Annotated in this window: 24 protein-coding genes and 1 pseudogene; 9 read left to right on the forward strand and 16 right to left on the reverse strand. The window is 40.2% G+C overall.

Translation table 11 applies throughout. The features are described from left to right. Nucleotides 1-28: 28 nt before the first annotated feature. Entirely contained in the window at nt 29-997 is a 969-nt protein-coding gene (locus BMZ58_RS15140) for a TIGR03571 family LLM class oxidoreductase (protein WP_075037400.1), read from the reverse strand. 460 nt (nt 998-1457) lie between these two features. Between BMZ58_RS15140 and BMZ58_RS15145 the strand changes: the two genes are divergently transcribed. Next, entirely contained in the window at nt 1458-3230 is a 1773-nt protein-coding gene (locus tag BMZ58_RS15145; protein WP_075037401.1) for a M3 family oligoendopeptidase, read from the forward strand. Between the two features lie 17 nt (nt 3231-3247). Further along, nucleotides 3248-3550 (forward strand): 4a-hydroxytetrahydrobiopterin dehydratase, encoded by a 303-nt coding sequence (locus tag BMZ58_RS15150; RefSeq protein ID WP_075037402.1) that lies wholly within the window; start codon nt 3248-3250, stop codon nt 3548-3550. A 161-nt stretch (nt 3551-3711) separates the two neighbouring features. Here BMZ58_RS15150 and BMZ58_RS15155 read toward each other — a convergent pair whose 3' ends face one another. After that, nucleotides 3712-4647, reverse strand: coding sequence for an RluA family pseudouridine synthase (locus BMZ58_RS15155; protein ID WP_075037403.1), 936 nt, complete (start codon nt 4645-4647; stop codon nt 3712-3714). Nucleotides 4648-4942: 295 nt separating this feature from the next. On the opposite strand from BMZ58_RS15155, the gene typA reads away from it, so the two are divergent. Further along, nucleotides 4943-6784, forward strand: coding sequence for a translational GTPase TypA (gene typA, locus BMZ58_RS15160; RefSeq protein WP_075037404.1), 1842 nt, complete (start codon nt 4943-4945; stop codon nt 6782-6784). Nucleotides 6785-6997: 213 nt separating this feature from the next. On the opposite strand, the gene BMZ58_RS15165 is transcribed toward typA, so the two are convergent. Next, nucleotides 6998-7750, reverse strand: a complete 753-nt coding sequence (locus BMZ58_RS15165) for a FixH family protein (RefSeq protein WP_075037405.1) — start codon at nt 7748-7750, stop codon at nt 6998-7000. Between the two features lie 134 nt (nt 7751-7884). After that, nucleotides 7885-8571, reverse strand: a complete 687-nt coding sequence (gene bshB2, locus BMZ58_RS15170; RefSeq protein ID WP_075037406.1) for a bacillithiol biosynthesis deacetylase BshB2 — start codon at nt 8569-8571, stop codon at nt 7885-7887. 418 nt (nt 8572-8989) lie between these two features. Between bshB2 and nadE the strand changes: the two genes are divergently transcribed. Next, nucleotides 8990-9739 (forward strand): NAD(+) synthase, encoded by a 750-nt coding sequence (gene nadE, locus BMZ58_RS15175; RefSeq protein ID WP_075037407.1) that lies wholly within the window; start codon nt 8990-8992, stop codon nt 9737-9739. 9 nt (nt 9740-9748) lie between these two features. Beyond that, complete coding sequence (locus tag BMZ58_RS15180; RefSeq protein ID WP_075037408.1) at nt 9749-10306, forward strand: cysteine hydrolase family protein; 558 nt, start codon at nt 9749-9751, stop codon at nt 10304-10306. Nucleotides 10307-10889: 583 nt separating this feature from the next. Here the strand turns inward: BMZ58_RS15180 and BMZ58_RS15185 are convergent. The 3 genes from BMZ58_RS15185 to BMZ58_RS15195 are packed head-to-tail and all read right to left on the reverse strand — an operon-like array spanning nt 10890 to nt 12148. Next, nucleotides 10890-11204 carry a DMT family transporter gene (locus tag BMZ58_RS15185; RefSeq protein WP_075037409.1) on the reverse strand — a complete coding sequence of 105 codons (315 nt, stop codon included), beginning with the start codon at nt 11202-11204 and terminating at the stop codon, nt 10890-10892. 2 nt (nt 11205-11206) lie between these two features. Next, on the reverse strand, nt 11207-11551 hold the full coding sequence (locus tag BMZ58_RS15190; protein ID WP_075037410.1) for a DMT family transporter: 345 nt from the start codon (nt 11549-11551) through the stop codon (nt 11207-11209). 3 nt (nt 11552-11554) lie between these two features. Next, the gene (locus BMZ58_RS15195) at nt 11555-12148 is read right to left on the reverse strand and encodes a TetR/AcrR family transcriptional regulator (protein WP_075037411.1); all 594 of its coding nucleotides are present in this window, start codon (nt 12146-12148) and stop codon (nt 11555-11557) included. A gap of 187 nt (nt 12149-12335) precedes the next feature. Here BMZ58_RS15195 and BMZ58_RS15200 point away from each other — a divergent pair, with 187 nt between their 5' ends. From BMZ58_RS15200 to BMZ58_RS15210, 3 genes are all read left to right on the forward strand, one after another. Beyond that, a complete protein-coding gene (locus BMZ58_RS15200) occupies nt 12336-12542 on the forward strand; it encodes a hypothetical protein (RefSeq protein ID WP_075037412.1) in 207 nt (68 codons plus the stop codon). Between the two features lie 241 nt (nt 12543-12783). Further along, nucleotides 12784-13527: a PAS domain S-box protein gene (locus BMZ58_RS15205; protein WP_075037413.1), complete on the forward strand. Its 744-nt coding sequence runs from the start codon at nt 12784-12786 to the stop codon at nt 13525-13527. A 137-nt stretch (nt 13528-13664) separates the two neighbouring features. Further along, the gene (locus tag BMZ58_RS15210) at nt 13665-15818 is read left to right on the forward strand and encodes an ATP-dependent helicase (protein WP_075037414.1); all 2154 of its coding nucleotides are present in this window, start codon (nt 13665-13667) and stop codon (nt 15816-15818) included. Between the two features lie 350 nt (nt 15819-16168). Here the strand turns inward: BMZ58_RS15210 and BMZ58_RS15215 are convergent, their stop codons facing one another. Next, nucleotides 16169-16636 carry a hypothetical protein gene (locus BMZ58_RS15215; RefSeq protein ID WP_075037415.1) on the reverse strand — a complete coding sequence of 156 codons (468 nt, stop codon included), beginning with the start codon at nt 16634-16636 and terminating at the stop codon, nt 16169-16171. A 204-nt stretch (nt 16637-16840) separates the two neighbouring features. Between BMZ58_RS15215 and BMZ58_RS15220 the strand changes: the two genes are divergently transcribed. Further along, nucleotides 16841-17239: a GNAT family N-acetyltransferase gene (locus BMZ58_RS15220; RefSeq protein ID WP_075037416.1), complete on the forward strand. Its 399-nt coding sequence runs from the start codon at nt 16841-16843 to the stop codon at nt 17237-17239. Nucleotides 17240-17265: 26 nt separating this feature from the next. On the opposite strand, the gene BMZ58_RS15225 is transcribed toward BMZ58_RS15220, so the two are convergent. The 8 genes and pseudogenes from BMZ58_RS15225 to sigY all read right to left on the reverse strand — a co-directional run bounded on the left by BMZ58_RS15225 (nt 17266) and on the right by sigY (nt 22236). Then, nucleotides 17266-17760, reverse strand: a complete 495-nt coding sequence (locus BMZ58_RS15225; protein WP_075037417.1) for a DUF6241 domain-containing protein — start codon at nt 17758-17760, stop codon at nt 17266-17268. Nucleotides 17761-17864: 104 nt separating this feature from the next. Beyond that, nucleotides 17865-18635: an SDR family NAD(P)-dependent oxidoreductase gene (locus tag BMZ58_RS15230; protein WP_075037418.1), complete on the reverse strand. Its 771-nt coding sequence runs from the start codon at nt 18633-18635 to the stop codon at nt 17865-17867. Nucleotides 18636-18767: 132 nt separating this feature from the next. Next, entirely contained in the window at nt 18768-19541 is a 774-nt protein-coding gene (locus BMZ58_RS15235) for an ABC transporter permease (RefSeq protein ID WP_075037419.1), read from the reverse strand. Further along, nucleotides 19519-20439: an ABC transporter ATP-binding protein gene (locus BMZ58_RS15240; protein ID WP_075037420.1), complete on the reverse strand. Its 921-nt coding sequence runs from the start codon at nt 20437-20439 to the stop codon at nt 19519-19521. Before BMZ58_RS15240 ends, BMZ58_RS15235 begins: the two co-directional genes overlap by 23 nt. Next, a complete protein-coding gene (locus BMZ58_RS15245; RefSeq protein ID WP_075037501.1) occupies nt 20436-20651 on the reverse strand; it encodes a PLD nuclease N-terminal domain-containing protein in 216 nt (71 codons plus the stop codon). Before BMZ58_RS15245 ends, BMZ58_RS15240 begins: the two co-directional genes overlap by 4 nt. Before the next feature lie 59 nt (nt 20652-20710). Then, a pseudogene (locus tag BMZ58_RS15250) lies at nt 20711-21024 on the reverse strand (YbjQ family protein). 374 nt (nt 21025-21398) lie between these two features. Then, nucleotides 21399-21725, reverse strand: a complete 327-nt coding sequence (locus tag BMZ58_RS15260) for a YxlC family protein (protein WP_075037422.1) — start codon at nt 21723-21725, stop codon at nt 21399-21401. Continuing rightward, nucleotides 21715-22236, reverse strand: coding sequence for an RNA polymerase sigma factor SigY (gene sigY / locus BMZ58_RS15265; protein WP_075037423.1), 522 nt, complete (start codon nt 22234-22236; stop codon nt 21715-21717). The genes BMZ58_RS15260 and sigY overlap by 11 nt, the downstream gene beginning before the upstream one ends. Between the last annotated feature and the right edge of the window lie 509 nt (nt 22237-22745).

The raw sequence follows: 22745 nt of genomic DNA on the forward strand, positions 1-22745 counted from the left end.
TAATTCTCCTTATTTATCCGTTGTGAGATTAAGGGTTACGGAAATGGGGGAGAATTTCTTCTCCGAGTTCTTGCATAACTTCTGCTACTGGTCGCTTGTTTTTAGATAAACCGAACATCAAGTGATTTACTCCGATCGAGCGATATTGCTCAATCAGTTGCAAGAGACCATTTCGCCCAACTTTGTAGCCGGCAGGAATTTTTTCTACTGGTGCATCTGAATTCTCTTCCAGCTGTAATGGTAACGGCATGATAAATGGACGGAATACGTCGCCATGATAGTGTTTAACTTTTGTGCGATATTCTTGAATCGTTCTCTTTTGCTGTTCAGGACGCTGAGGATAAAACATCCATCCGTCTCCATGTTCAGCGACCCAGTCCAATGTTTGCTGACAATAACCTGTCATGAATGTTGGAATACGTTTCGCAGGCTTAGGAACAATGTTGGATTTTTCTAATGTCCCAAAGCGTGATTTCAGGTTAGGAAATTCCTTATAAATTGCTTCATTAAAAGTGGAATAAGCTTCCCGAAACCATTCACTACGTTCCATAATGGGAATGTTCAGTCCTTCAAAGTCTTTTCGCCGATCGCCTGAAGAAATACCGAACATTAATCGCTCAGGGAAAAGATTTTCAATGCTTGCTACTTCTTTCGCTGTCCTTAACGGGTGACGCAGCGGCATGACTAAAGCTGCTGTCCCGAGATTGATCGATTTGGTATGTGAAGCTAAGTAGGTCAGATAAATGAGACTGTCATAAATTTGACCGGTGGCTGGGTCTTCAAATGTAGGATCTTCTAAAAGGACATCCTGTAACCATAAGCAATGAAAACCCAATTCTTCTGCCAGTATGGATCTGTTTACTTGTTCACTCATGCTGGGAGGAGATTGATCGTAATTATCCATAGGAACAGTAAGCCCGAATGTGATATGATCTTCCTTCAACATAGACTGGTAACCCTGATGATTGTAAAACAATAAAGCTTCCTCCTTCTGCATGTTCGTGTATGTCTTATTATAAGGAGAAAAAAACAGTAATTCTAATAGAACAGTTTCAATAAAAAAACGCCTTCCATCATGGAGGGCGTTTACAAATAAATTATAGGATATAAATAGTTAAGTAAAGGATAAAAGTTAAAAAGGCAGAACCTCCGGCTACACTAACAATCTCGGTCGCATCATACTCAATTCTTTTTTTCATATTGAGTCCCCTTTCAAATATTAGAAATAACAATCAAAGCGGGCGGTTTATTTCTTCTACTTATTAAGACGATTGAATAGTCAGAAAGGTTTCATTTTTATTACAATAACATATCAATTTTATTTCAACCAAATTTGACAAATTGCGAGCATTATAAATTAGTAATAGGGAGTAGGATTCGGAAGGTACGAAAATTCTGATATAATAAGGAGAGATAATAGACTTTGAAGATTTTACATAACGGAGAGGGGATTGCGTATGGCGAATTATCGCTTAACATGGGATCTGGATAGCATTTTTGAAGGCGGAAGTGATTCCGGTGAGTTAAAGAAGTATGTACATAAAACAGAAGAGAATCTTGATGAATTGGAACAACTCATTGATACCTTCACTCCACCTAGAAACACAGACCAAACAGAGGACTTATCCGTAATTCTTGATAAGGTGCAGCTAGTCACGAAAGAGTTGAGTGAATTCGGAGCATTTGTCAGTTGTTTAAGTGCACAGAACGTGCACGATAAAAAGGCGAATATTTGGCAATCCAAGAGGAGTGAATTAGGCGCACGTCTGAGTAATGCTCTTACAGAACTGGATCAGGTTTTTGTACAAGTAGATAACGATGTTTGGAAGTCCATTCTTAATCAAAAGCCATTTAAAGTCATTTCTTTTGTTCTGGACGAAAGAAGACAACTTGCTAAAGACAAACTGGAAGTGAAAAGGGAATCACTGATTAACGACCTGAGCGTGGATGGATACCATGCATGGGGACAAATGTATGACAGTATTGTCGCCAAGTTGTCTATCACCATGGATGGAGAAAAGCTTTCCGTTGGTCAAGCATCCAATAAGCTGGATGACTCCGATCGTAACGTAAGAAAAGAAGCTTTTGAGAAGTTACAAGAAACGTGGGGGAATGATGCTGATCTTTTCAGCGAAACATTGAATCATCTATCTGGTTTCAGACTACAGACATATAAACACCGCGGTTGGGAAAATGTGCTGAAAGAACCATTGGAATATAATCGCATGAGTGAGAAAACCTTAAACGCCATGTGGAACACCATTACGGAATATAAAAAGCATTACATTCCATACATGAAGAAAAAGGCTGAAAAGTTAGGCATTAATCAAATGAGCTTTTACGATGTCGAAGCCCCAATTGGACAAACAGAGAATCGAATGAGCTTCCAAGAAGGCGCAGAACTCATCATTCAACAATTTAGAAAGTTCAGTCCGAAAATGGCTGAATTTGCGGAAATGGCATTTGAAAAACGTTGGATTGAAGCGGAAGATCGACCAGGAAAGCAGCCGGGAGGTTTTTGTACAAGTTTTCCTGATAGTGGGGAAACAAGGATATTTATGACTTATTCAGGGAGTCCTTCCAGTGTCGCCACGCTCGCCCATGAACTTGGTCATGCGTATCATCAGCATGTCATGAATGGTTTGCCGATCTTCAACCAGGGGTATGCCATGAATGTCGCAGAAACAGCTTCTACATTTGCAGAAATGATTGTCGCGGATGCGGCGGTTAAACAAGCTGTTGATGAAGCGGAGAGGTTGACCCTTCTTGAAGACAAGGTTCAACGTAGTGTAGCTTTTTTTATGAACATACACGCAAGGTTCTTGTTTGAAACTCGTTTTTACGAAGAAAGAAAACAAGGAGTCGTATCTGCAGAACGACTGAATACTTTGATGACGGAAGCCCAGAAAGAAGCTTATATGGAAACTTTGGAAGAATATGACCCTACTTTCTGGGCGTCTAAGCTTCACTTTCACATTACTGATGTTCCGTTCTATAATTTCCCATATACATTTGGCTACTTATTCAGTATGGGTATATACTCCAAAGCTTTGGAAATTGGCCGGGATTTCGAAGGGCAATACATTGCTTTATTACAAGATACAGGGCGGATGACTGTGGAGGATTTGGCCCGAAAACATCTCGGTGTCGATGTGGAGGAACCAGAATTCTGGGAACACGCACTTGATTTATGTTTAGGCGATCTTAAGGAGTTTATGTCTCTAGTTTAATTATGGAGGGATGAATTATGGAAGAAAAGCTGTTATCAGAAGAAGAAAAGAAAGATCGTGTCGCTCAGTTGAATGGATGGAAATTGTCGAATGAAAAATTCATCACCAAAAGATATCGGTTCCAAGATTTTCTGACAGGAGTACAATTTGTCAACAATGTTGCTGAGTACTCCGAAGAGATTCAACATCACCCGTTTATCAGTATCGATTACAAGATGGTCACCCTTAAGCTCACCTCGTGGAATGCGAAAGGGTTGACTGAACTGGATCTCTCTTGTGCTGAGAAATATGATGTATTATATGATTCCATTACAAATTAAAAGCATTAGAAAAACCGTTCCGAATATGGAGCGGTTTTTCTAATGGTAAGAGATTTTATATTCTTTGATGGTTTTCTTCCCTACGGCGAAAAAATGTTACTATGATGATCGACTTATGCTTTGGGGGTGAGATCTTATTATGATTTTATTTCCCTAGCACCTTAATCGTGTTTGCTCAAAGCTTCTACCTGTTGTTTTGTAAACAAAGGAGAGTGATCGGCAGGCATAGCTAAGCAGTGTATTTCTGCCTCGGTGAAAGGGTGGATCAACGTGAGGCGCGCTGCATGAAGAGCTTGCTTGTAGTTGATACTACCTTTTCCTCCGTACATATCATCGCCAAGTAGTGGGTGCCCTATATAACTGAGATGGACACGTATTTGATGGGTTCTGCCTGTCTGTAACTGTAACTTAACCAGTGAAAGATCCTTATCCTTATCATAAAATAGAACTTCATAATGGGTTTCGGCATGTTGACCACCAGAGGATACTCGTCTTCTTACAGGGTGATGACGATCTTTCCCAATCGGTTGTTCGATTTTTCCACGAGATGTCTTCATTTTGCCGTGTACCCAGGCGAGATATGTCCGCTTTATTTTCCTTTCCTGAAGTTCTTTCCCTAGCATAGCAATTGCTAAGTCATGTTTTGCGAAAAGAATAGCCCCAGAAGTATCGCGGTCCAAGCGGTGGACATATTTCGGTGTCGCTTCAATGCCATTCATTTGGAAGTGAAAAGCAACCCCGTTGACGAGGGTATTATGGTCTTTTGGTGTGTTCGGATGGGTGAAAACACCGGCGGGTTTGTTGACAACGAGAATATGATCGTCCTCGTAGATTACGTCGATATCCATGAAGGTCGGAGTGACTTCAAGCGGTTGGGGCCGGAACAAACGTACGCGTAATTGATCCCCTGCTTTAACTTTAGTTGTTTTCCAATGGGGGTTTTCATTATTCAAGGTAACTTCTCGATTAGAGCGGAAACTATGCATCAGCTTTCTTGGCACGTTCCATTCTTTTTTTAAAATTCTTTCTATCGTGTATCCTTCCCATTTATGAGGGATGACGACTTCAAGCCAATCTCCCATACGTCTTGTTTTCATTACTACACCCAATTTCTTTCAATACTGAATACTTGGCACTATAGAAGACATAATGATACCAAGTACAAACTATCCTTTATTCTACTCGCTTATGTATTGTTTACGCAACGAGACGTCTTTTATTTATAACTACGTATAAGGAAAAAAGAAGGGATTTTGGTATTTTTTGTATGTCCTTCTTAATAACACTTGTGATATTAATATTAACTCTATGTTAAACTTGTATCTACACAATAACATCTGTGTTATAATAGAAGGGTTGAATAATTTGTGATACGAAAGAGGTGTGTGCTTCATGCAACACAGAGATGATATTCGTAATATAGCGATCATCGCCCACGTTGACCATGGAAAAACGACTTTGGTCGACCAAATGCTACACTATTCCGGAACATTTCGTGATAATGAGCATGTCGATGACCGCGCTATGGACTCTAATGATTTGGAAAAAGAACGCGGCATTACGATTTTAGCTAAAAATACCGCCATCAATTACCACGATGCGCGTATAAATATTCTTGATACACCAGGTCACGCCGACTTTGGTGGGGAAGTAGAACGAATTTTGAAAATGGTCGATGGTGTTCTACTTGTCGTTGATGCATATGAAGGTTGTATGCCTCAAACACGCTTCGTTTTGAAAAAAGCGTTAGAACAAAAATTGACTCCTGTTGTTGTCTTGAATAAGATCGACCGCCCGAATGCTCGCCCTAATGAAGTGGTGGATGAAGTGTTGGATCTATTCATTGAACTTGGTGCCGACGATGAACAATTGGAATTCCCGGTCGTCTATGCCTCTGCATTGAATGGAACTTCTGGAGACGAACCAGAGGATCAGCAAGAAACAATGGACCCAATTTTCAAATTGATTATGAACAACATTCCAGCTCCCGCAGATACGAAGGAAGATCCATTGCAATTCCAGGTAACATTACTTGATTATAATGATTACCTTGGTCGTATTGGAGTGGGACGTGTCTTCAATGGTTCGATCAAAGTCGGTCAGCAAGTGTCCCTGATGAAGAAAGACGGCTCTGTGAAGAACTTCCGTGTCTCCAAACTTTTCGGTTTCATTGGCTTGAAGCGTGTTGAAATCGAAGAAGCAAAAGCAGGGGATATTATTGCATTGGCTGGTATGGAAGACATCAACGTCGGGGAGACTGTCTGCTTGCCTGAACACCAGGAAGCGATGGAAATTCCAAGAATTGATGAGCCAACCCTTCAAATGACGTTCTTAGTTAACAACAGCCCATTTGCGGGTCGCGAGGGAAAATATGTTACCGCACGTCAAATTGAAGAACGCTTAATGACACAACTGGAAACAGACGTCAGTTTGCGTGTAGAGCCTACAGACTCTCCGGACGCTTTCACTGTTTCTGGTCGTGGTGAACTTCACTTGTCCATTTTGGTCGAGAACATGCGACGCGAAGGATATGAACTACAACTTTCTAAGCCAAAAGTTATTTTGAAAGAGGTTGACGGAGTCGTTAGTGAGCCTGTCGAACGTGTTCAAATTGATACTCCCGAAGAATATCAGGGAGCTGTCATGGAATCGATCGGTTACCGTAAAGGTGAAATGCAGGACATGGTCAATGATGGAAATGGTCAAGTGCGTCTGGAATTCCTAGTTCCATCACGAGGCTTGATTGGTTATTCAACTGAATTCATGACCCAGACACGCGGATATGGAATCTTGAACCATACGTTTGATGGCTATGCGCCACTTACGAAAGGACAAGTCGGTGGCCGTCGTGAAGGTGTCCTGGTATCTCTGGATAAAGGGAAAGCATCGACTTATGGAATCATGAACTTGGAAGATCGTGGGACAATTTTTGTTGAACCAGGTACAGAAGTGTATGAAGGTATGATTGTGGGCGAACACAACCGTGAAAACGATCTTACTGTAAACATCACGAAGGAAAAGCACCTGACAAACATTCGTTCCGCAAACAAAGACACAACAAATACAATCAAAAAGACACGCCAGATGACGCTAGAGCAGGCCATCGAGTATTTAGATGATGATGAATATTGTGAAGTAACGCCTGAGAGCGTACGACTTCGCAAGAAATACTTGAACAAGAATGAACGTGAAAAAATGGCGAAGAAGAAGAAGCTTCAAAATACAGAAGTATAATAAAGAACGGCCGTCCCTCTAGGGACGGCCGTTTTCGTTGTCTGGAAAATTATAAAATCTTTAATTGTGATCACTATAATTGTGAGGTGGGGCAGTAGTACCAGCGGCCATCCACCACGACTAAGCAACCCGGCCTGTGGGAGGGGAGTTCACTTCCTTCGTCCGTTTTGCTTATGCTTGTCGTGTCTATCAGGGCACTTGCGCTTCAGGTCTTTATTGTACAACGTCTATTCGTTGTTCTTGATGTCCGTGAATATCCTCTTCTGGTTTTTCATAGTGGATGTTTATTCTGTATGTGCCAGGGTCAGGGAAGTTGTAGGTAGCCGTATATTCTCCTAGTTCACTTTCCTCAGCATCTACATAGATGTGTTTATCCATTTGGTCTGAGCTGATTTCAAATTTGACGTCTCCATCAGAGAAAGGCTCCTCCATATGGTTGATATGAGTAGTGAGGGTTGAATTTTCACCTGCTTTAAATGGTTGGTCCGTCATTAAGTGGACCATGAATTTACCACTGTTATCACTATGATCGTGACCGCTAGCTTGTCCTTCTTGTCCTACATTCACCTCTTTTTGTGGCATAGTATGAAGATCATCTACTTGGGTATGCGCAATAACTTGATAGGTGCCTTCTTTTTCAAACGTATACTGAATTTCATAGGATCCAGCCTCCACGTGTTTTGCTTCAAGTGTTTCTGATGTGTCTTGTCCGTCTTGAGTGCTCCAAATTTCAAATTCTACATATTTCGCATCTGGTACAGGTTCATCGCCTTGAGTGACCATCGCTTTTATTGTGGTCTCTTCATTAACTGGGATAGGTTCATGTTCAAATTCTACTTCTACCTCAGGAAGTTCTGTGGCTGCGTTGGTCTGGTCGGTCTGATCGGATGTATTGTTTTCCTCATTGTTTCCAGAACACGCACTCATTAGTATTAATAAAAGAATAGATAGCAAAATTTTCTTCATAAGACATCTCCTTTACATAAGCCTAAACCTAGGATATCATTTTCAGCTTAGCCATCGAGGGATTTTTTTAGACTATCCTGTGACAAAATGACTCTTAGGACAATAGAAAGAGGCCGAGCTACAAAAGCTGGCCTCTATTTGACTTCGTCATTATTCCAATCGTATGTGTAAAACCTTTCATCTGTAACCCATTTTAACGCTTCTGGGTCATTGACCCTAATACCTTCTTCAAGCATTTCCAGCATATGGGCCGTTTGAGAAATATGAGCTCGCATAGCATTTAGTTTCTCATTTTGAACATCTTTGATATCGTTTATGATATCTGGAAGACCGAGGTTTTCTTCTGTGTCATTGGCAAATGCCACAGCTTGAAAATCAGGACGCTTTCCTTCATCAATTTCCCTTAGTGCTCTCACAACTGCACGGGCAGTAGCTTCATGATCAGGGTGGACAGCATAACCTGGATAAAAGCTTATGACAAGAGATGGATTTAATTCCTTAATTAAATCTAATACCATGTTTTTCATTTGAGTGTCGTCCTCGAACTCAAGAGTCTTATCACGCAACCCCATCATTCTCAAGTCTTCTATTCCCATAGCATCTGCTGCTTTAAGCAATTCTTTTCGGCGGATTTCTGGTAGAGATTCCCTCGTTGCGAAAGCAGGTTTACCGAGATTCCTTCCCATTTCTCCAAGCGTAAGACACGCATATGTGAGAGGAGTTCCTTGTTTTATATAAGATGTAATCGTTCCAGAAACCCCGAAAGCTTCATCGTCGGGATGGGGGAAAATGACGAGTACATGTCTTTCATTTTTAATCATTGTATTCACTCCTTTAAAAGGATCACTATTTTTCATTATTGCTTAAATGAAGGAAAATGAAAAGTATTTTGTTTTGTTACCATTCCATAAGGGTTGTGAAGTTTCTTTTATCATTTAAGCTCCCTATTCTTAAAGACTCAGTGTCTCTTTCCGTCGGCATGTGGTGAGCTTTCCTTAGACATCGTCTTCCGGAATCTCACCTATCATGTTCATCCCACAGGGGTCTCGCAGTTCCCCCCCGCAGGAAAGTGAGCCCTTCCCCAACGACCCTTAAACTCCCCAACATCCCGAAGTCGAGTCTTCAAGTATACTGCGACATCAAAGAACTGGATTAGTGCTCATTTAGGAAGGGAGGTTTATCTTTCCTCTTTTAAAGGAAAGCAATATTTAGAATGTAAAAAGAAGGGAGCTTCTATTCATGGAAAAACGAATCGAATATTTAACGGAATGGCTACGAAATAAAACGAAAGAAGCAGGCGCGGATGGCTTACTAGTCGGGGTAAGCGGAGGTATCGACTCAGCTGTAGTTTCGTATTTAATTAAGCGTGCTTTTCCTGAAAATTCTTTAGGAGTCATATTACCTATCAATCAAGAGGTAGAAGATCAAACAGATGCTCTTGATGTGGTAGAAGGAGCTGACCTTGATTATGTAGGTATAGAATTAACAGATGCATATGAAACTACTTATGGAGCGATAAAGAAGCAGTTAGATGAAAAAGGGGACTGGAAAGAAGGTAAATCTCAGTTAGGAGGAGCGAATCTTCAAGCTCGACTTCGGATGAGTACCCTTTATGCTGTTGGAAATAATTATAACTACCTGATTGTTGGTACAGATAACGCGCCGGAATATTATACAGGGTATTTCACTAAATATGGAGATGGTGGAGTAGATCTCGTACCACTTATAAACCTTCAGAAAGAAGAAGTACGGGAAATGGCAAAGGTTCTGGGTGTTCCTAACTCGGTTATTCATAAAAAACCTAGCGCTGAGCTTTGGGAAGGGCAAACAGATGAAGAAGAATTAGGTATGTCCTACGATACTATTGATGCTTACTTGAGAGGGGAAGCTATCGATTCTGAAGATGAAAAGAACTTGAAAGCCCGTCATAAGAGAACTGAACATAAACGTCAGATACCAGCAGGACCGGATAAGTTTGAAGGAGTGTGAATTCAGGTTATGGGAAATAGTACAGCCTTAATCATAATTGATATGATTAACAAAATGGATTTCGAAGGCGGAGAAAACTTACTCAAAAACACCTTACCTATAACAGAAAATTTGCAATCGATTAAACAAGATATAAAAAAGGAAGGTATTCCAGTCATCTATGTAAATGATAACTTCGGCCTTTGGCAGGACAACGCTTCTGATTTAATAGACGAATGTAAAAAGGGAATCGGAAAACCTGTTATTGAGCAGATGATTCCAGAAGAAGATGATTACTTCATTATAAAACCGAAGCATTCCGGTTTCTTTGGGACACAGTTAAGTATACTTTTGAATCAATTGGGTGTGGAAAATCTGATTTTGACAGGTGTAGCAGGAGATATTTGTGTCCTGTTCACAGCTAATGATGCGTATATGCGCGAATATAATTTATGGGTGCCCGAAGATGGAGTGGCTTCTGAACAATCGGAAGATAATGCCAATGCACTTAGGATTATGAAACGTTCCTTATCCGCTGAAACAAAAAGTATGGATATAAATCAACTAACAGAAGTGTTTGGTATTTAAGGGATACACTTGTTTCTGTGAAATAGCATAAGAAGGTTCCTGTATTTAATTAGCTTCCCTTTAGAGGGGCAAATGCAATGAAAGAACGTATGCTATAGCTATGACTGTTTATTTGCAGTCGTAGCTTTTTATAGTCTGGAAAATTATAAGATAAAAGTGAATGGTGGATCCCCTATTTAAGTAGGGATTACCTGGATCCAGTGCCCATCGATTAGATAAACCTCCTTATGGTACCTCTTGATCGAGATGGTATTTAGAAGTCATATCAATAGATGACCGTTAGGCGAGAATTCCAAAGAAATAAACAAACCCCTTCGTTAAAAAATGAAGGGGTTAAGATATTCAATCAATAACTTTCAGTCTCTTGTGGAATGGAAGGATTTGCATCTGTATCCATGTTTGTAAAGCCTACATAACTGAAACTAATAACAATTAACATAAGAATTGCAAGTAATATTTTTCTCATTACATTTCCTCCATTACTACAAAAACGACATAAAAAAGTGGATTTTGTCGAATGTTGTAGTTTATTGCATATTCTATTGTAAGCGTACAAATACTAGATGGCAAGCCTAATATAATACTATGAGACCATTTTCAAACCTATGACTCCAGTAATAATACAAAGGATAAATATGATACGCTTAGGATTTGCTTTTTCCTTGAAGAAAAAGATACCCAGAAGGACTGTTCCTGCTGAACCAATTCCTGTCCATAGGGCGTATGCTGTGCCTATAGGAAGCTCTCTTAAAGAGAGTGATAAGAAATAAAAACTTGCAGACCCTACTAATATAGCAAGTATCGAAGGTTTCCATTTCTTAAACCCTTCGGAAAGTTTTAAAAAGAACATTGCTGTCATTTCAGCTGCACCAGCTAATAATAAGAATACCCATGCCATCGTCAACCCTCCTGTTGTACCTTTTCTGATGTTGTCTCAGACATTTTCAATCCAATTATTCCAGCAATCAAAAGTCCAATAAAAAAGACTTTCCCAGCTCCACCTCCGTCGCCAAGAAAGATCATACCGATTAATGTTGTACCTGCCGCGCCAATCCCGGTGAAAATGGCGTATCCTGTACCAATATCAATATCTCTCAATGCTTTTGTGAAAAAAAGAAAACTGATAAAAATAAAAATGATCGTCAAAGTGGAAAAGAGAGGATCTGTAAATCCTTCTGAAAGCTTCAAACCAATGGCCCATCCAATCTCGAATAAAGCACCGAAAAATAGATAAATCCATGCCATGACCTATCCCTCCTTATCTTCCGGAGTTCGAATGCCAAGCCAAAAAATTTCCCAACTTGCTTGTTGTCTTTGCTCGAAAACATCCTGATCATAAAAATTCTCTTCAAGAAACAATCCATCTACTAACGTATAAAAAGCAGATGTGAGCGTATCTGTAGAAAGGGGGCGAATTAACTTTTGATCGATTCCTTGTTCAAAAACCGGGCAGATAATACTTGTCATGCATTCTTCGATCAACCAGAAGGCTTCCTTGATTTCACTAGCAAACTCTTCGGGAGGGAACAAGGTGACACGCTTGAAAAATAAACCTTCCGTAGAATTTGCCATATGATCCAAATACACACGATAAATGTGGTGCAATTGATCAGCGATAGATCGTGTGGAGGAAGCTTCTGAATAAGCCATCCAAAAGTCTTTTTCTTTCGTTGTTACTTTATTTAATACATGCAGGAAAATAGCTTCCTTATTATTAAAGTGATTGTAAATGGATGGCTTTTTAATACCAACAGCCTTAGCAATGTTTGCAAGTGTTGTGTTTTCGTATCCGTACTTGGCGAAGAGGTTCAGACTCTCTTCCATTATTCTCTCTTTGGTCATTAAATCACCTCTTGTTGACTAACTAACGTTCGTTAGTATATTTTAGCATATTGCATAGGTACTGTCCAACCGTTACGCATTCGACATGTTTAGGCAAAAAAGGGTAAGGGAATGCTTTGAATAGGTGGAGCTATTTAACTTTGTATGGAGCTTTATGAATAAACACACACTGAAGGGGAATCAATCGGTGAACCAATACAAATTGGAGCGATACGAAGGTGCATATGCGATTTTGGTAGAAGAATCCGAGTTTAAGAATGAACTCTCTGTGTTAAAAGAAAGATTGATCAGCTTTGTTAAGCCTGGGGACTATGTGGAAATTGAATTTGATGCTATTGGTAATTTGAAGCATGTTGCCATTATTCCAAAGTGTAATAAGATGGAGAAAGCATAAGAAGAAGTGCGTCAGCGGTTCATTTCTGGACCGTTCACGCACTTCTTTTTAATTGTTCTTACATTCCATAATACTGCCATTTAATTGGAGATAATGGGGGGAGATATAAAGTTTAAAGAAAATCGTTATGAAATTATAGATTATATATAATTTTTTGAGAATAATGTGGGATTATCTTGATTTTATTTATTATAGCATCATAATAATAGTAAGATAGTTGAATCGTACAGGGGGGATGTTGATGCTTTTACGAAATGCGTTAGACCTGTTAGAAGAAGGTGTTGTGATTACGGACGAGGAATTCACGATCACTTACGTCAACCCTGCTTATGTGAAGATGTTTCAGTTAGAACAAGAGAGGATCGTCGGAGAGAAACTTAATGACATTTATCCCGACCTTGCTCCGGAAAAGAGAATACTATCCAAGTCGGTAGAGCAAAAGGAAAATATTAATTATGAAGGAATGGATTTTCACTGGCGTGGAAAAGACATGGTGCTTCATATTTCTACGAAGCGGTTCACCTATGAAGGTGAGGATTATACGATGATCCGTATTTTCGACATCACAGAGCAAGCAAAACGAGAGAAACAATTGATTAATATGATTGAAGAAATGACCGCGAATATCGTGACTATAGCCAAAGGTTATGCTTTACTTCCACTTCAGCCGATTTTAAGAGAAGAACAGAGGCATATTCTTATCGAAAAAGTGCCGGTATTGTGTCAGGAACAAAAAGTCGATCGGTTAGCCATACAATTTTCAGGAATCGCTTCTATTGATGAGGAGTGGGCCGACCTTCTGAAGGACTTAATGATAAGTTTAAAATTGTTAGGTATCGAAGTAGTCCTTGCAGGCATGAGGCCGGAAGTAGTGATGCAATTTGCTCAAAATCATATTCGACTTGATGGGGTACGTACTTTTATGAATATACAACAAGCGACGAAATATTTTTTAGAAACCGGGCTGAAACCCCGGTTTGAATAGAGAAGGGAGGCAAGCCACCATATATCTTGTGTATATGGTGGCTTGTTTTTCTGCTTTTTATCATACCTGCAATTTGACCCACTCTCTTTGTAATGATGTGCTATAATACAAACAAATGTTCTTGGAAGGTGAGTAATATGGAAGAACTATTGGACGGACTCAATCCGTCTCAACAGGAGGCGGTCGTTTCTACGGAAGGATATGTGCGAGTAATCGCCGGTGCAGGTTCGGGTAAAACGCGAGCACTTACTCACAGATATGCGTTCATTGTTAACGAATTAGGGGTCGATCCTGCCAATATTTTGTCGGTAACCTTTACAAATAAAGCTGCTCATGAAATGAGACGTCGAGTAAAGAAGTTAATAGGAGGAGAACAAGATACGGGCTTCATTACGACCTATCATGGATTTTGCGTACGGGTATTGCGCGAAGATATTCATCGTCTGTTTTATCCGAAAAACTTTGTAATACTTGATGTGGAGGATCAAAAAATCCTTTTAAGAGAGATTTTCGAAGATATGGAGTTGAAAATGAATGATAAAACATTCAAACGTATTTTGGATAGAATCGGAGTTCTGAAAGGTAATACTCATTACGTACAACAGATGATCATACGGGGGGTAATGCCATCTGTAGAGGAGTCAGGCGATCTTGACAGTCAAATCATCCAGCGATATTTAAAGAAGCAGAAGAGAGTATATGGCCTGGATTTTGATGATTTACTCAACTTTGTATTCACTCTTTTCGATCAATATGAAGAAGTTTTGACCAAATGGCAAAATCGTCTTTTTTATTTGCAAGTAGATGAATTTCAAGATAGTAGTTTAAAACAGTTTGAATTAGTTAAGTTGCTTTCTGAAAAACAAGGAAATCTTTTCGTCGTCGGTGATCCTGATCAGACGATTTATGAGTGGCGGGGAGCTGACCCGAAGTATATGGTGGATTATGAAAAGTATTTTCCTGATGCCCAAACCATTTACCTCAAAGAAAATTACCGTTCAACGCCGGAGATCCTTTCGTTAGGGAATGCTCTTATTAAAAATAATCATTTCAGAGTGGATAAGGACATGTTGCCGACAAATCCGTCTGGTGTCAAAGTTACCCATTACCATGGTAAAGATGAGATACAGGAAGCCAACTGGATCGTTCAGCAAATAAAAAAGATCATGGCAGAAAAACAGCGAAATTTAAGCGATATTGCGATTCTTTATAGAGCAAACTACCTCTCACGCTCCGTTGAACAAGAGTTGATAGCCGAAAATATCGATTACACGATATTTGGAGGGTTCAAGTTTTTTGACCGGATGGAAATTAAGGATGCCATTGCTCACCTGAGAATGGTCGCTTTCAGTGACGATTTGTCATTCAGCCGTATTATTAACGTCCCAAAGCGTCAAATCGGTAAAAAACGTATGGCCTTCCTCAGACAAAAAGCAGAAGAAGATGGGCTTTCATTGTATAGCACCATGAAAAAATATGTGGAACATGAGCGTTTGCGGAGGACAGGTGCGAAAGGGTTTATAGACAGTATCGAGTATTTGAAAAGCATCCGAAAAGAACGGAAAGTATCTGAACTACTTCAAGAATCGATGCAAGTGACGGGTTATGAAGCTTATCGGCGAGAAGATGGTGATCAGGAGCGGTTGGATAACATGGCGGAGCTTTTACACTCGATCGTTCAGTATGAGCAGACACTGGGGGAAGGGATTAACTTAGAAGAGTACCTGCAAATGGTTTCCCTTTACACGGATGATGATAGACAAGATCAATTTGATTCTGTCAAGATGATGACGATTCACACGGCTAAAGGTCTGGAATACCCTTATGTTTTCGTTATCGGTATGACAGAAAGCGTGCTGCCCAATGTCCGAGCATTAAGACAAAGAAAAGAAAGAGGATTAGAAGAAGAACGCAGACTTGCTTATGTTGCCGTGACAAGAGCAGAGCGGGCCCTGTATTTAACGGAATCAGAAGGGTTCCAAAACGGTGGTCAGAAGAAGTATCCTTCCCGCTTCATTTTTGAAGTAGAGGATGACCTCTATGAGCGGGTGGGAGAGTTGGATGAAGCTCTGATAGAAGAGACAAAGGATTATATCCGTGCATCAAATAGAATAGAGAAAACGTCAGGCGGAACCTCTTATGAAAGCGGCAGCCGAGTCAAACATCCGGTTTTCGGTGAAGGTACGATTCAGGAAGTCGATGAAAAGAAGAATAATTATATGATTTTCTTTGATCAATTGAAAGCACCCAGACCGATTAGCCGGAATTTTAAAAATCTTGAAAAACTCTAACAAACATGAGGCTGGGACAAAATTATTTTAAAATGAATAAAACGCATGAAATCTGATGTGAAATCTTGATTTCATGCGTTTTTTATTTTCATGAATTGAACTGCTAACTAGTTGTTTTTTGCTTATGTCCCTGCCTCTTTGTTCCATATCAACCCTCTCCCATCTTAGCCCCTTACCATAAGTGTAGATGAAAACCGCAGTGAGAACAAAGAGAAGTAGTTTTCATGAAAAGTTTTTGTTGCAGGTGTGTTTAGAGGCTTTTCTCTCATATTTCAATTACATCTCAGAATCGAGTCTTCAAGCATATTGCCATTAAATTGAATGTAATTGAATTGGAGAAAGAGGTTTATTTATATAGCGTTTGCGGCTTCAAGTGCTTTTTCTGCTCGTTCTTCCGTAGAACCGTAATATTGGAGCTGATAGATTACATCTAGATCCGATTCATACCATTCAACAAACACATAATCTTCTTTTTCTTGGACACCTGCCACAGAACCTGAATTCAAGGGTATTTGTAACTCAGAATCTTGGAGAATGTTCTCGGGTGCATAAAGAGTCTTGACTGTCAATTCTTCTTCACTTTCCGATTGGTAGTGAACCATAACCTCTTGTTCTGTTGCTTCCGCTTGGACGTTTGTGACTTCGAATGGAAGGTCATCGGGAAGTCCGACCTTTTCCTGCTTCTCTTCTGATAAGGATTCTACTGGTTCGGCAAATGTGTCAGGATAGGCTTCTTTTAGATCTTGAAAGGAAAGAGATTGAGATGAGCAAGCGGCTAAAAAAAGCAGTATTATAAAAAACAGGGTGTGTTTCCTCATATATTCCACTCCTTGAATGATAGAGAAAAAACTTCCGCTCATATTTTATCATACTTATTTATCAAGAATAGACGAATTTCTCACATATTTTGAAACATTTATGGAAATTAAACGTAAAAGTGAATATACAGAGAAAGATACTTAAATTTGAGTAGGTATTAAGGCGGTGGGAGGAAACTTCCTAAAGGTGAAAGGTAGGATGACATGGAAAATATTCAAATCCGAACGTTTCATGCAAATGATATGGACGCCATCCAAAAATTGAATAAGAAAGAGGGATGGCATGGGCTCGTCGAGCGGGAGGAGGAAACACTTAGTTCCTGGTTGAATTCTGAGCCGGCATTCGTAGCTCTTAACGAAGGAGAAGTCATCGGTTATTTAAGAGGTTTGACAGATGGAACAGTTACCTTGTACATCTGTGAGCTGCTTGTGAAAGAAAACTATCGGAAAAGGGGGATCGCCGAGCGCCTCGTCCGGATGGCACATGAATGCTATCCGAGTACGCGTGTGGAAATGCTGGCATCGAAAGATTCCCAGGAGTATTATCTCCACAATGGATTTCGCGCTTTTTACGGGTTTCGTAAATCTGCTGAAGAAATGTGAAAAACAACTGATCTGGATGTCCCAGGTCAGTTGTTTTCTTTTAGGTAGGTCGATTCTTCTTCAGGAGAAAGGAGGCGTTTCGCTTTTCCTACTGTCCCTCTTTGCATTTCCCAAATGGTATTATGGTCATGGACAGCACGGGAAAAGTCACCCTTTTCCCATCTGGATAATATACTTTTGTATAAATTTTTATGTTCCAATTCATTTGTTTCTAGATGCTCGAGCAGCCAGGAGATACGGACTGGGTGAATTTCAAAAAAAGTCCACTTTTCATCCGCTTTCACTTTTTGATGAGCCATACCATGAATGTATTTCTGATATTCTTTGTCTGTCAATTCGGACCCAGTAATCATTCCTCCGAAAGGATTTTTGCCGTCTTTTTCGTATGCTTGTAATTCTTCAGCATTGATGGTACCTGCAACAGCTTGTTCGGAGTGACCCTGGGTTTTAATGTATAAGTAAGCACCTGCTGCAACGCCGATACATAGACAGATTGATAGCAAAAAGATCACTTTTTTCATGAATAGCCCCCTCCTGATCATTAGTCTTCCATTTATTACTATTATAAAGCAAGTCGGAGGGGATCAAAACAGGAAGGAAGACGTAGTATTCATAAATATTCTTTTCAACTATCGACATAATTGGCTAATTTAGCTGCTAAAGACCGAGGAATTAACTTAGTTGCATAAGCCATTCCTAGATTCATAGTTCCTGGAATGATCACCCGTTTTCCTTTGACGAAACCTAAAAATCCGGTTTTAGCTACTGATGCAGGTGACATCATATTGGAGACTAGCTTCGTATGTTCTGCTTGAGCTGTTTTAAAGAAATTAGTCTTAGTTGCCCCTGGACAGAGGGTGGAAATGGTTACACTCGTATCTTTTAACTCTTCCACGAGAGCTTCGGATAAAGATAAGGCATATGCTTTAGACGCATAGTACACAGCCATTTTAGGGCCTGGTTGGAAAGCAGCAGTGCTCGCAACATTCATTACTCCTTTAGGGATTGACCTGAAACGAGCCGCTTTGATTTCTGGGAGGAACAGGTGAGTAAGCTCCGTTAAAGCATTTACATTGACTTGAAGCATTTTTTGTTGATCAATTAAAGGCAAGTCTGCAAACATCCCATTCAGCCCGAAACCGGCATTATTGATGAGAACAGTGACTGTAAGACCAAGTTCTTTAACTTTGCCATATACTACTTCCGCTGCCCCTGGTTCAGATAAGTCCTGTGGAATAATTGTAACCGGATGACCATTTAATTCCTCTTTTAATTGATTCAATTTATCCTTAGAGCGCGCGATGACAATTAAATTATAACCAGCTTTAGCGAAAAGGTGGGAAAGTTCATAGCCAATCCCACCAGATGCTCCGGTAATAAGGGCAGTTGGTTTCATCAAAATCTCTCCTTTTTCTTTCTTGTTATAGATGATAACAGTCTATACCCAACTATCAAGATGTACAAATTTAAAGAGACTTGACCATTCAAAAATATCGATGATCAAGTCTCTAACAATAAAATACTAGCACTATGTGATTTCTTTTTTACTCAGTACAATCTTTGCTCCCATAAGGAGAAGAGCTGTGAGTATGATGGTCATCACACTAGCCATCCAAAGGTTTTGGGCGATATCACCATTCATGAGTACCGTTGGCAGGTAGGATGTAATCATCGTTGGACTCCACTCCAGGAAATGGGGGAGTAAATTCGTAAAAAGATTTATGAGAATTAAAGTGCAGAGGGTAAGGAAGAGTACAAGCCCTGGGATTTTCGTCCAAGTATTCATGAATATACTAATACTTATAACGAACACCATATATAATCCGTAAAAAAAGAAAGCGATAAGAACATGCAAGAATTGGAGTTCACCAAAAAGGAGTTGGGTATAATACCAGCTAGCTAGAAAGCCAATCAAAATAGATAGGACCACTAGAGTCACATGAGCCGCCCACTTAGCTGATATGTAGGCCATGTAGGAAACTGGTTTAACTAGGATGAGTTCTGCAACACCCGATTTACGTTCACCGGCAATAGTCCCCATCGTAATTAGAGAAATGACGAGCAGACCTAATGTATTCAACTGTGAAATGCTCATCATGAATACTTCGGAGGGAGGAGGTGTCGGGATATTAAATGTTGCGCCTTCAGGTACCCCTCCCGTAGACTCGAGAATCTGTGGCAGGTAGTAAGTGGAGAGTGGGTCGATGATGCAGAAAAGTATAAAGACGAGAGGGACCCAGATCCACTTGAAATTTCTCGCAGATTCTACACATTCTTTTCTATAAATTGTCCTCCATTGCATGTTCGTTCACCACCTTCATGAATAAATCTTCAAGCGTCGTTTGGCCGACTTCAAATTGCAAGAGGGGCCATTTCTCTTCATTTGCTTTTTCTAATAACTGTTCACGCGCTAAATGGATATTATTTACATGCACATGGAGGACCTGTTTTTTTACCTCTGTTTTAGTGACGGTTTCCATATTAGCTATTTGATCTGCATACACTTCCATATTCTCTGTGAACCTTAGTGATATTTTGTCTATTTGATTCTGCTTCTTCACCTGGTGAAGGGGGCCTGATTCAACAATGGTACCTTTATGCATTAGCAGTATTTCATCACTTGCTTCTTCTGCATCACTCAAAATATGGGTGGAATAAAGAAGTGTCGTCTCTTGTTTCAATTCTTCCATTAAGTTCAGAACATCACGTCTACCGATGGGGTCGAGGGCAGAGACAGGTTCGTCTAAAAGGAGCACCTTAGGTTTGTGGATCAAAGCCTGGGCGATTCCTAACCGTTGTTTCATACCACCAGAAAACTTAGCGATCCGTTTATTCTTGGCTTCAGCAATTCCTACACGCTTCAATAATCTGTCACTCTGCTTGATCGCTTCTTTTTTAGAAATATGAGAGAGTTGGGCAACATAGACAAGGAATTCCACGGCTGTCATCCATCCATGATACTGAGGGTGTTGAGGTAAATAGCCTATGTGTTGACGGATGTCTCCACCTTTTTTCTCTGAAAATTTCACTTCCCCCTTTGTAGGAGCAATAAGTCCTGAAATCATCTTGAGCGTGGTCGTTTTACCTGCACCATTAGGACCTAAAAGGGCTACACATTTCCCTGGTGATAATTCGAATGAGACGTTTTTCACCGCGTAACCTTTATCATACATCTTGGTTAATTCTTTCGCCTTAATCATGTATCATTCCTCCTTCCGAATATGAAATAGGCGATCGGTCCAATCGTACTGATGAAAAGAATGATCAAAGCCCACATCCACTTAGGTCCGTTTGTCACTTCTGTACGTATTAGACTAACCAGAGCAGTGACTATTAAAATTGCTTGAATGATCAAAAGCGGAGCGATAATTGCGATATGTTCATTGATAGTCTGAATAACATCTTGGGTCATTATCACTGTCTAACATCCTCCTGTTCCTATAATTAATCACACGACCGTTTCCCAGCCTTTTATTCGATAGTGACTGCCGTACCATAGGCAATGATTTCAGAAGCGGCATTGTCACCGCACACGTTTCAAGTCTTACCGCTATGATGGCATCGGCCCCTTTTTCTTCTGCATGTTTAATCATGCGCCCAATTGCTTTTTGTCGAGCTTCATCCATCATTTCCGTATAGTCAGTTATCTCGCCTCCGATGACATTCTTTAGACCTGCGAGAATGTCACGTCCAATATTTTTGGACTGGACAGTACTTCCTCTTACGAACCCTCTTACTTCTTTAATTTCATGTCCTGCTACGTCATCAGTAGTCACGATAATCATCATTGCATTCCTCCTTTTTTTCTCTTGCTAATAACAATAAAATGATGGCCAATAACAGATGAGAACCTAATAATAGTGCAAGCCCTGGCCATAGATAAAAGAAAATTAAGATATAGGCAACGACTTGAAAAAACAGACTGAGTCATACAAGAGTAATTTTCAAGTTATTATTTATCTCCTTTTCCATACTGTTTTCCAAAGGATCATAAAAATAATGCTAGGAACAGGAAACTGCACAAGGCCTAGGATTCCCCATAACCAGGGTGCTTTTCCTATCTTTTTGGCTTGAATGTACAAAATGGAGCTTTGGATTAAAAGGATCATTCCTATAAGGATCCATCCCCAAAGAGGCACCTCGTCCGGTCCGTAATGTTTCATTGCCTCATTACCTCCATTTCTTTTCTTTCTCTAAGAAAGTATCCGATGAGAATCAAAGTGGTTATCATTTGGATAAGGATAAATAAGAGTGGAACATAAAAAAGGGTGAGACCAAGGAAACTAATGAAAATAAAGGCGATCCCCCACAAACAGGCTAACTCGACCAAAAGGCGACGGTGCCAGGTATCATTCTGCTCTTGAACAAGCCCTTCAAAATATCTTAGGGAAGGTTCGTTGACATGCAGTCGATCATCTGTCTGTAGATTAGCTTGTTTCAGTATGCTTTCAAGCTCTTTGTCTTCTGGTGATTGCTCATCTTTCATGGGATAGCAGCTCCTTTCTGAGTTTTTTTAAACCGTAATGAACGCGTGACTTCAATGTCCCTGCCTTAACGTTCGTCATGCTAGATATTTCTTGATAATCATATCCATAATAATGCTTCAATACGATGGGAATACGGTAATGATCGTCGAGAACCCATAACGCCTCCTGAACATCATACAACTCGTCACGGGTATTCTGAGCTTGAGGATTCTTCCATTCCTGTATGGCTTTTTCATCGATCCTTCGGCTGCGTTTTTGTTTTCTTTTATAGTCTATATAGGTATGTGTAGCCATTTGGATAAGCCATGTGGAAAAGGTTGATTTGTGTTTGAATTGCTGTATTTTTTGTATTGCTTTGACTATCGTATCTTGGGTGACATCGTAAGCTAGTTGTTCATCACCACTCATTTTCCACACGTATTTAACAATAAAGCTGTAGTGAGCTTTCAAAAGAGCTGCTAACGCCTGTTGATCACCAGCCTGAGCTCTTCTGATTCTTTCTGAATCCATAAGCATCCCTCATTTCTGCCTACTTATAAGACGTATCTTTTTATCCTTTCGTTCAAATCAAATTAAAATTTTTTTCTTCCAAAAATCTTCCTATTGTGTAAGACTCAGTTTCGAGATGGTTTGTGAGTAGATAGGTGCTGTGGGGGAATGACTCGCTTTCCACGGGGGTGGCGGCAAGCCTCCTAGAGCTCTGAGGGTTCTCGGCTGCCCATCCATTCCCGCAGGAGGCTCCCCGTTTTCCCCACTCACCATACGATAGAGAGATGCTCGAAACTACCTTCACAGGAGATGAGCTTTGGATGCTGAAAATGCTATAACCACGACGTTAAAGTATGATTCTTTATCCACATAGGGCAGGTTTAGGGTAAGGTGATTTCGAGAAATACATATAGGCAAGGGGGCGAACCGTTTCCAGTATCCCCAAACCCCCACAAACATCTCGGAATCGAGTCTTCAAGGATACTGCCCTCTCTGGAAAATGTTTAAACAGAGTGGTTGACTTTATTATC

Origin of the sequence: Halobacillus dabanensis (genome assembly GCF_900114165.1) — a bacterium.
In the GTDB taxonomy this organism is placed as follows: domain Bacteria; phylum Bacillota; class Bacilli; order Bacillales; family Halobacillaceae; genus Halobacillus; species Halobacillus dabanensis.

Bases quoted from the DNA above. Each gene is read 5' to 3' on its own strand.
- BMZ58_RS15140 (WP_075037400.1), bottom strand. From the start codon at position 997: ATGCAGAAGGAGGAAGCTTTATTGTTTTACAATCATCAGGGTTACCAG.
- BMZ58_RS15145 (WP_075037401.1), top strand. From the start codon at position 1,458: ATGGCGAATTATCGCTTAACATGGGATCTGGATAGCATTTTTGAAGGC.
- BMZ58_RS15150 (WP_075037402.1), top strand. From the start codon at position 3,248: ATGGAAGAAAAGCTGTTATCAGAAGAAGAAAAGAAAGATCGTGTCGCT.
- BMZ58_RS15155 (WP_075037403.1), bottom strand. From the start codon at position 4,647: ATGAAAACAAGACGTATGGGAGATTGGCTTGAAGTCGTCATCCCTCAT.
- typA (WP_075037404.1), top strand. From the start codon at position 4,943: ATGCAACACAGAGATGATATTCGTAATATAGCGATCATCGCCCACGTT.
- BMZ58_RS15165 (WP_075037405.1), bottom strand. From the start codon at position 7,750: ATGAAGAAAATTTTGCTATCTATTCTTTTATTAATACTAATGAGTGCG.
- bshB2 (WP_075037406.1), bottom strand. From the start codon at position 8,571: ATGATTAAAAATGAAAGACATGTACTCGTCATTTTCCCCCATCCCGAC.
- nadE (WP_075037407.1), top strand. From the start codon at position 8,990: ATGGAAAAACGAATCGAATATTTAACGGAATGGCTACGAAATAAAACG.
- BMZ58_RS15180 (WP_075037408.1), top strand. From the start codon at position 9,749: ATGGGAAATAGTACAGCCTTAATCATAATTGATATGATTAACAAAATG.
- BMZ58_RS15185 (WP_075037409.1), bottom strand. From the start codon at position 11,204: ATGGCATGGGTATTCTTATTATTAGCTGGTGCAGCTGAAATGACAGCA.
- BMZ58_RS15190 (WP_075037410.1), bottom strand. From the start codon at position 11,551: ATGGCATGGATTTATCTATTTTTCGGTGCTTTATTCGAGATTGGATGG.
- BMZ58_RS15195 (WP_075037411.1), bottom strand. From the start codon at position 12,148: ATGACCAAAGAGAGAATAATGGAAGAGAGTCTGAACCTCTTCGCCAAG.
- BMZ58_RS15205 (WP_075037413.1), top strand. From the start codon at position 12,784: ATGCTTTTACGAAATGCGTTAGACCTGTTAGAAGAAGGTGTTGTGATT.
- BMZ58_RS15210 (WP_075037414.1), top strand. From the start codon at position 13,665: ATGGAAGAACTATTGGACGGACTCAATCCGTCTCAACAGGAGGCGGTC.
- BMZ58_RS15215 (WP_075037415.1), bottom strand. From the start codon at position 16,636: ATGAGGAAACACACCCTGTTTTTTATAATACTGCTTTTTTTAGCCGCT.
- BMZ58_RS15220 (WP_075037416.1), top strand. From the start codon at position 16,841: ATGGAAAATATTCAAATCCGAACGTTTCATGCAAATGATATGGACGCC.
- BMZ58_RS15225 (WP_075037417.1), bottom strand. From the start codon at position 17,760: ATGAAAAAAGTGATCTTTTTGCTATCAATCTGTCTATGTATCGGCGTT.
- BMZ58_RS15230 (WP_075037418.1), bottom strand. From the start codon at position 18,635: ATGAAACCAACTGCCCTTATTACCGGAGCATCTGGTGGGATTGGCTAT.
- BMZ58_RS15235 (WP_075037419.1), bottom strand. From the start codon at position 19,541: ATGCAATGGAGGACAATTTATAGAAAAGAATGTGTAGAATCTGCGAGA.
- BMZ58_RS15240 (WP_075037420.1), bottom strand. From the start codon at position 20,439: ATGATTAAGGCGAAAGAATTAACCAAGATGTATGATAAAGGTTACGCG.
- BMZ58_RS15245 (WP_075037501.1), bottom strand. From the start codon at position 20,651: ATGACCCAAGATGTTATTCAGACTATCAATGAACATATCGCAATTATC.
- BMZ58_RS15260 (WP_075037422.1), bottom strand. From the start codon at position 21,725: ATGAAAGATGAGCAATCACCAGAAGACAAAGAGCTTGAAAGCATACTG.
- sigY (WP_075037423.1), bottom strand. From the start codon at position 22,236: ATGGATTCAGAAAGAATCAGAAGAGCTCAGGCTGGTGATCAACAGGCG.